The organism is Marinobacter sp. UBA2498 (assembly GCF_002341575.1).
Classification (GTDB): Bacteria; Pseudomonadota; Gammaproteobacteria; order Pseudomonadales; family Oleiphilaceae; genus Marinobacter; species Marinobacter manganoxydans.
Genome location: NZ_DDOI01000109.1, coordinates 28,122 through 35,251 on the forward strand (window position 1 = coordinate 28,122; position 7,130 = coordinate 35,251).

At 56.0% G+C, this 7,130-nt stretch carries 5 protein-coding genes; 1 reads left to right on the forward strand and 4 read right to left on the reverse strand.

All coding sequences use genetic code 11. From position 1 onward, the window contains the following. Positions 1-31 precede the first annotated feature (31 nt). The 4 genes from B2W52_RS15370 to zapE all read right to left on the reverse strand — a co-directional run bounded on the left by B2W52_RS15370 (position 32) and on the right by zapE (position 6,311). Positions 32-1,393: a DUF1329 domain-containing protein gene (locus tag B2W52_RS15370; protein ID WP_104269937.1), complete on the reverse strand. Its 1,362-nt coding sequence runs from the start codon at positions 1,391-1,393 to the stop codon at positions 32-34. 34 nt (positions 1,394-1,427) lie between these two features. Further along, positions 1,428-3,320, reverse strand: a complete 1,893-nt coding sequence (locus B2W52_RS15375; protein ID WP_273071662.1) for a DUF1302 domain-containing protein — start codon at positions 3,318-3,320, stop codon at positions 1,428-1,430. Positions 3,321-3,944: 624 nt separating this feature from the next. Beyond that, positions 3,945-5,129 (reverse strand): thiolase family protein, encoded by a 1,185-nt coding sequence (locus B2W52_RS15380; RefSeq protein ID WP_273018059.1) that lies wholly within the window; start codon positions 5,127-5,129, stop codon positions 3,945-3,947. A gap of 84 nt (positions 5,130-5,213) precedes the next feature. Continuing rightward, complete coding sequence (zapE, locus tag B2W52_RS15385) at positions 5,214-6,311, reverse strand: cell division protein ZapE (protein ID WP_286803692.1); 1,098 nt, start codon at positions 6,309-6,311, stop codon at positions 5,214-5,216. A gap of 231 nt (positions 6,312-6,542) precedes the next feature. Between zapE and B2W52_RS15390 the strand changes: the two genes are divergently transcribed. Beyond that, the gene (locus B2W52_RS15390) at positions 6,543-6,983 is read left to right on the forward strand and encodes a Z-ring associated ZapG family protein (RefSeq protein ID WP_008170195.1); all 441 of its coding nucleotides are present in this window, start codon (positions 6,543-6,545) and stop codon (positions 6,981-6,983) included. The last annotated feature ends 147 nt before the right edge of the window (positions 6,984-7,130 follow it).

Sequence of the window (7,130 nt, forward strand, 5' to 3'; positions counted from 1 at the left end):
GCCCGCCGTTTTTTGGTCTTCTTCAGAACCCTTACCGGGTACCGGCGCGGCGCAGTGCGGCCGGCGTGTAATCCCTGGAGCGGCGCTCAACGCCAAACTCATACGGGTTCTCTTCCTCGTTGGTCAGACCAAGCGCGAGGTAGCGGCCAGAGAGCAGGTCGTACAGCGTCTCAATGGCGTACCAGGGCACGTTCTGATCATAGAACTGCATATTGTGGGCTTCTGCAACACGCCAGAGTTCGCCACGGCCGTCGTAGTGATCAATGACAGATGCCTGCCAGGAGTCCTCATCAATGTAGAAGTCACGCTGGGCATAGATGTGGCGGGCCCCTTCTTTCAGGGTTGCGCGAACATGCCATACACGGTGCAGCTCGTAGCGAGTGTAATCCTGATTGATATGACCAGCCTGAATAATCTGGTCATAGCTCAGACTGCGATCGGTCAGCTTGTAGGAGTTGTACGGAATGTACATTTCCTTCTTGCCAACCAGCTCCCAGTTGTAGCGATCCGGAGCACCGTTGAACATGTCGAAGTTATCCGAAGTACGCATACCGTCAGACGCGGTACCCGGTCCGTCATACGCTACCTGAGGCGCCCGACGAACCCGACGCTGACCGGCGTTGTAAACCCACGCACGGCGAGGCTCGGCAACCTGGTCGATGGTCTCGTGTACCAGCAGTACGTTACCGGCGAGACGTGCCGGAGCGGTAATGGCCTGCTTGAAGTAAAATAGAACGTTCGCATCCTCGTCCGGATTGTAATCCGAGAGGTAGGTACGCCAGGTAAGCTCGTCCTGGAATTTCACAACAGAGAATTCACCACCTTCAGTCGGCGTCACCTGACCAACGGTACGCTGTACAGAACCACCTCTGTAACGGGTAATGTGGTTCCAGATTGCCTCCAGACCATTCTGGGGAATCGGGAACGGGGTGGCAGACTGATAGTTCCCCAGACCGTTACCGTCCTTGATCAGCTCAACCGTGGTCGCGTTTTCAACGGTCTGCTCCATGACCTCTTCAGGATAAGCAGCCGTACGATGGGTTTCATACACCGGCATGAAGTAGTCATCGTAGCGCTCGATCATCGCAACCTGGCCCGGGGACAGATTGTCTTTGTACTGCTCGACGTTACTCTGATCGATGGTGAACTTGGGCTGCTCATCCGCGAACGGATTCACATAGATGCCGTCATTGTTGTAGCCGGGAGGCGGCGTTGTCAGACCACCGGTCCAGGCAGGAATGGCGCCACCGTTACCGGCTTTTTCTGCACCCATCGGTGTCAGCGAGTTACCCAGCTTGGCCGCTTCTTCAGCAGAAACCGCACCCCAGGCCTGGCCGGCAAACATGCTCGCTGCCAGGACGCCTGTGGCCAGTAGTTTCTTGTTAAGTTTCATTTAAATTCCCTCGTTCAACGAATTCTTTCCGGGTTCAGAATGAGTATGAAACGCTAGCACTCACGAAATCACGGTCAGTCAACTCGTTATACGGCTTGCCGCCGAAAAAGTTTGTGTAACCGATGTTGCCGGTAATCTTGTTCTGGTACACCGCCTGCAGAGACAGACCGATGGCCTTGCTGCCTTCGTTGAAAGCACCGCCCGGCTGCGGGCCGTAGCCCTCAACATCGTGGCTCCAGGCCAGCTGCGGTGACAGGTTAACACCGGCCACGGCGTCCAGGTAATCCCAAACCAGACGGGTACGGTAACCCCACGAGAAGTCGGTTGTGAAGCCTTCGTTGTTACAGTAGTTGGTGTTGATGTTGGCACCACCGTCGGAACAGATGTCGATTGGGCCGAACGGGAGAGTACCAATACCGAAGGTGCCTGAACGACCGTAACGAGCTTCGTCGTAATCCGGCAGGTCATGCACATAAGTTGCACCGAACTCCGTGATCAAAGACAGCCGACTGGCGCCCATTACCTGATCGAAGAACTTGATCAGCGTAAACTGAGCCTGGGACACATTGAAACGATCGTATCCGGCGACCGGCTTGCCAGCCAGGTTTGCACCCGGATTTTCTGCAAGACGCTGCGCTTCCAGCTTACTAAGTGGGTCACCTGCTGGATCACGCTGCTGCAAGCCACCAAAGATCAATTCAAAAGCGTTCCACTGCAAAGGCACGTTGTCGCGGAAGCTGTATTCAGCGCCCAGCGACCAGCCACCGGGTGTGGTGGTGTTGATGCTGATGCCGTACAGGTTGATGTTCTCCGGGTACTCGATGAAGTAGCTCGGGAAGCTGGAGAACGGCAGGCTCGGATCGTTCTGCTGCGTCGAAGTCGGGCTGGATGGGTTGTTCACCAGACCACTGACGTATGGCAGACGACTGTTGTACTTGATGTAGTAGAAACCCAGCTCTGAGTCATTCAGCTCAGGTACATACCAGCGCACGGCCACACCAAACTGGTCTTTGGAATCCGCTTCCTGGTCTCCAATCCGAGGCGCGATGAAGCCCTGTGCAAAGGCCTGGGAATCCGGTAGCTGGCCAGCGAGAAGTACCGGGCCGCAACCATCAGCTGCGAAATCGTTGGTGGAGAAGAAGGTACCACAGTCGTCCGGACGAACCGGCTCCCAGTCTGCCTGTACGAAGGTCTCAACGGTGACGTTCTCTGTGATACCCGCAGACATGTAGAACATCTCGACCGGGAGAAGCGCGTCTTTCAGTTCAGAGCCCGGCGCCCGGAAAGCGGGAACGTCTACAGGGTTGATGATATTGATACCGCCCTGAATAAACGTACTTTCGCCCCAGCTGAGAACCTGCTTGCCATAACGCAGGCTGACCGGAATCTGGCCAAAGTACCAGTCCGAGAATACATAGGCATCCAGAATTTCACCACCGGAAGCATAGTCCTTGGCATGTTGATTCAGCTCGCGGCGCTGACCGACAAAATCAACGGCACGGCTTTCATCTTTCAGTTCAAAATCATACCAGTAGCGGCCTCGAAGCAAACCACCAACACGGGTAAGGAAAGAGCTGTCGACGTTGTAATTGAGGTAAAGCTCGCTGTTACCCTTGACGATTTTGGAGTAGGTATCGCCACTTTCGAAGTTGAGGTTGCCGTCGTCGTAGTTGTTGGTGGAGGCGCCGATGTTTTCCAGAGCACCGCCCGGAGCGTACTCGGGGCCAAGGTTACCCTGGGCGATAAGGCGTTTGTCGCGATCTTCGACCCGCCAACCGGCACCTGCGGACAGCGTGGTGTTGAACTGGGCTTCCACATCTCCCACGTAGAACGAATAGGCGGCTGCGTGACCGGACACTCCCGCCGCAACTCCCACGGCAAGCGGTAATTTGGTCCAACGCTGCCATTGATGTGTTTTTCTTGTCATTGGAAGGCTACTCCATTGTTGTTCTGAGTCGCTGCTCTGATTATTGGTGTTCACGATGTATTGGAGGCTTCGTGCACAGTGCTCGTGATGTTGGCACTATAGCTAACGCCTTCGGGCGCTTTGATCAGTCAAAAGTATGATTTTGCTATCATCCCCCTGTAAACGCCGTTTGCCGCCGGGTTCCGTCGCACAGAATCACTATAGACAACAAAATTAGATGCAACCACTTTGGTTTTGGTGGTTTTTTTCGCTTTAAACTTGGGAGCAAGCACTGCCGCCGGGGTGAGCCTTCCGGGAACCGCTACGAGCACATCCATGTGCGCTTGTTTCGGGCCATCCATGGCCCTCTACATTCCCGGAAGGCTCACCCCGACGTCAGCGCCCATAGTTCCGATGTAATCTGCGACTCAGATGTCACCAGATTCACGACAAAAGGAAGCTTCGGCACCAGTGCCTCGAAAAGCCTTCTCGTATTGTCAGGGGCAAGGGGCGGTCGTCTTTCTGAAACTGTCGGCAGCATGGATGCTGCCGTCAAGCCTACAGGGACGTATTTACGGCGTGTTTCAGAAAGACGACCGCCCCTTGTCCAACAACCGAAGCAAAAGAGCTATACAGGATTCCTGCTTAAAGCATCTCAATAGCCATGGCCGTAGCCTCGCCGCCACCAATGCAAAGAGCTGCAATGCCCTTCTTTTTGCCGTAACGCTGAAGAGCATACATGAGGGTGACCAGCAGGCGGGATCCGGTGGAGCCGACCGGGTGGCCCTGTGCGCATGCGCCGCCGTGGATGTTAACTTTCTCGGGGTCCAGGCCTAGTTCGCGGATGGGCATCATGGCGACCATGGCGAAGGCTTCGTTGATCTCGAAGAGGTCGACGTCGTCTTTGCTCCAACCGGTTTTGCCGAATAGGGTTTCGATAGCGCCAACCGGCGCGCAGGTAAACTCGGCAGGATGCTGGGACTGGGTGCTGTGACCGACGATTCGCGCCAGGGGTTTGAGGCCGCGTTTTTCAGCCTCGGACTCGCGCATCAGGAGCAACGCGGACGCGCCATCTGAGATCGAAGAGGCATTCGCCGCTGTGACGGTGCCATCTTTGGCGAATGCCGGGCGGAGGCTCGGGATCTTGTCGATGTTGGCGTTGTGGGGTTGCTCGTCGTCCTCAACGACCACCTCGCCTTTTCGGCTTTTCACGGTTACCGGAATGATCTCGTCTTTCAGCAGGCCTTCCTCAATGGCTTTTTTGGCCCGAGTGAGGGAGGTGATGGCGTATTCATCCATTTCTTCCCGGGTGTAGCCTTTCTTGTCCGCCATTTCCTGGGCAAAGGCGCCCATCAGGCGACCAGTTTCGGCGTCTTCGAGGCCGTCCAGGAACATATGATCCTGGGGTGCCTGACCCGGGCCCATGCGGTAGCCGCTGCGAACGCCCTGCAGGATGTAGGGAGCGTTCGACATGCTTTCCATACCACCGGCAACCATGATGTCGTTGCTGCCGGCTTTGATCAGATCGTGGGCGAACATGGCGGCTTTCATGCCGGAGCCGCAGAGCTTATTGATGGTGGTAGCTCCAGTGTGATCCGGCAGGCCGGCCTTGCGCATAGCCTGGCGGGCCGGGCCCTGTTTTAGGCCGGCAGGCAGGACGTTGCCCATGATGACTTCCTGCACATCCGCAGGCTTCAGACCGGCGCGTTTTACGGCCTCGGCGATGGTGATCGCTCCAAGATCGGTTGCGCTGACACTGGCCAGGCTACCCTGGAATCCACCCATGGGGGTACGAACCCCGCTTACGATAACGACGTTGTCTGTGCTCATTTCTGAATCTCTCTGTTGGTTGTCTGGCAGGTTCTTGTCGGATTGCGCTGTGCTGATCCGACCTACGCAGGGCTGTTTTCTTTTTTATGGTTTGTGCGGTGCTTCAAGGTATTCCCGGGACTGCATTTCCAGCAGTCGAGATTCGGTGCGCTCGAATTCGAAGCCGAGGCGGCCGCCGGTGTAAAGCTCTGTGATAGGTGCCGCCGCCGAGATGATGACTTTAACGTTGCGGTCGTAAAATTCGTCAATCATGTTAATGAACCGGCGCGCCTGATCGTCTTTTTCTTTGCCCAGGACGGGCACGTTGCTGACGATGATGGCGTGGAACTGCCTGGCCATCTCGATGTAATCGTTCTGGCTTCGTGGGCCGTCGCAGACGTCTTTGAAATCGAACCAGACCACGTCGTCGGCGTGGGCCTGGGCCGGAATTTTGCGGCCGTTGATTTCCATCGTTTTACTGTGTTTGCCGGCCTCAACCGCCAGGGCATCAAAGCTCTTGCGAAGGCTGACGTCCGCATCTTCATCGAGAGGCGAATGGAACAGTTCCGCCTGCTCGAGCGTCCGCAACCGGTAGTCTACGCCGCCATCAACGTTGACCACATCGGTGTGCTTTTTGACGAGCTCAATAGCGGGCAAGAACCGGGCGCGCTGGAGACCATCCTTGTAGAGACCATCCGGGACGATGTTGGAGGTACACACCAGGGTGACGCCGCGACTGAATAAACCATCCATGAGAGTGGCGAGGATCATGGCGTCGCCAATGTCGGACACGAAAAACTCGTCGAAACAGATAACCCGAGTTTCATCCGCAAACTTCCTGGACACCAGTTCCAAAGGGTTTTTCTCGCCCTTGAGCGATTTGAGTTCGCTGTGGACACGCTGCATGAAACGGTGGAAGTGAACCCGCATCTTGCGATCAAAAGGCAGCGACTCGTAGAAGGTGTCCATCAGGTAGGTTTTACCGCGGCCTACCCCACCCCAGAAATACAGGCCCTTGACCGGCTCTTCCTTGCCTTTTTTGAGCTTGCGGAAAAGTTTGGCCTTGGGCTTGGTACGATCCCTTTCGGCTTCAACAAGTTTGTCGTACAGTGACTGAAGGCGCTTGACCGCATCTTCCTGGGCCGAGTCCTTCTGGAAATCCGGGCGTTCAAGATCCTTTTGGTAACGTTGCCAAGGGGTCATGGTCGCACTGGTTTCGGAGGACATCGCAGCTGTCATCAAGGTATTCCCGGAAGTTGATCGTAAATTTGGGCGCCATATTGTCTCGCATTTGGCGATTTTTCGCCACGTTGGCCGCCTGGGCAGCAATACGACGATTGGCGCAGGCCACAATCATGGGATGATGGAGCCTGGGGCGTTATACTCGTCGAACAGGGGCTTGGCTCACTTCTAGGTAAAAGGACGACACAGCATATGACAAACCTGATTCTGGCAGCGATTGCCGCATTGGTTGTTGGCATTGTCATCGGGGTATTTGTTGGCCGTTCCGGGCAGGGAACGTCGCTTCGGCAGCGCCGGGCGGAACAGCAGATTGAGGAACTGAGAAGCGAATATACCCGCTACCAGGCCCAGGTGAACGAGCATTTCATGGAGTCGGCCCATTTGCTGCGCCGCTTCAACGATGCCTACCGCGATGTGAACCAGCATATGGCACGCGGAGCCAACCGTCTTTGCAATGACGAAGACTGGATGGAGGAGTTGGCGCAGGAGACTTCCAAGAAGCGCCTGGAAGAGGTTCGCGAGGACGCTTCCGAGCCGCCGCGGGATTATGCGCCCAAGACAGATCCTAAGGATTCCGGCACGCTTGCTGAGGACTTTGGGCTCAAGAAGGGTGATAAGGCTCAGCAGGCCTGAGTTCTTTTTTTGCTCTAGCGGAAACTTGGGAGTTTAGTCTCGATAAGACTTCTAAGTTCGGGGAGGGACCGGGGTAGTCACCCCTTTCCGAGAATGTCGGCGGCCAAGGATGGCCGACGTCAAGCGCACATGGATGTGCTCGTAGCG

Bases quoted from the DNA above. Each gene is read 5' to 3' on its own strand.
- B2W52_RS15375 (WP_273071662.1), bottom strand. From the start codon at position 3,320: ATGACAAGAAAAACACATCAATGGCAGCGTTGGACCAAATTACCGCTT.
- B2W52_RS15380 (WP_273018059.1), bottom strand. From the start codon at position 5,129: ATGAGCACAGACAACGTCGTTATCGTAAGCGGGGTTCGTACCCCCATG.
- B2W52_RS15370 (WP_104269937.1), bottom strand. From the start codon at position 1,393: ATGAAACTTAACAAGAAACTACTGGCCACAGGCGTCCTGGCAGCGAGC.
- B2W52_RS15390 (WP_008170195.1), top strand. From the start codon at position 6,543: ATGACAAACCTGATTCTGGCAGCGATTGCCGCATTGGTTGTTGGCATT.
- zapE (WP_286803692.1), bottom strand. From the start codon at position 6,311: ATGACCCCTTGGCAACGTTACCAAAAGGATCTTGAACGCCCGGATTTC.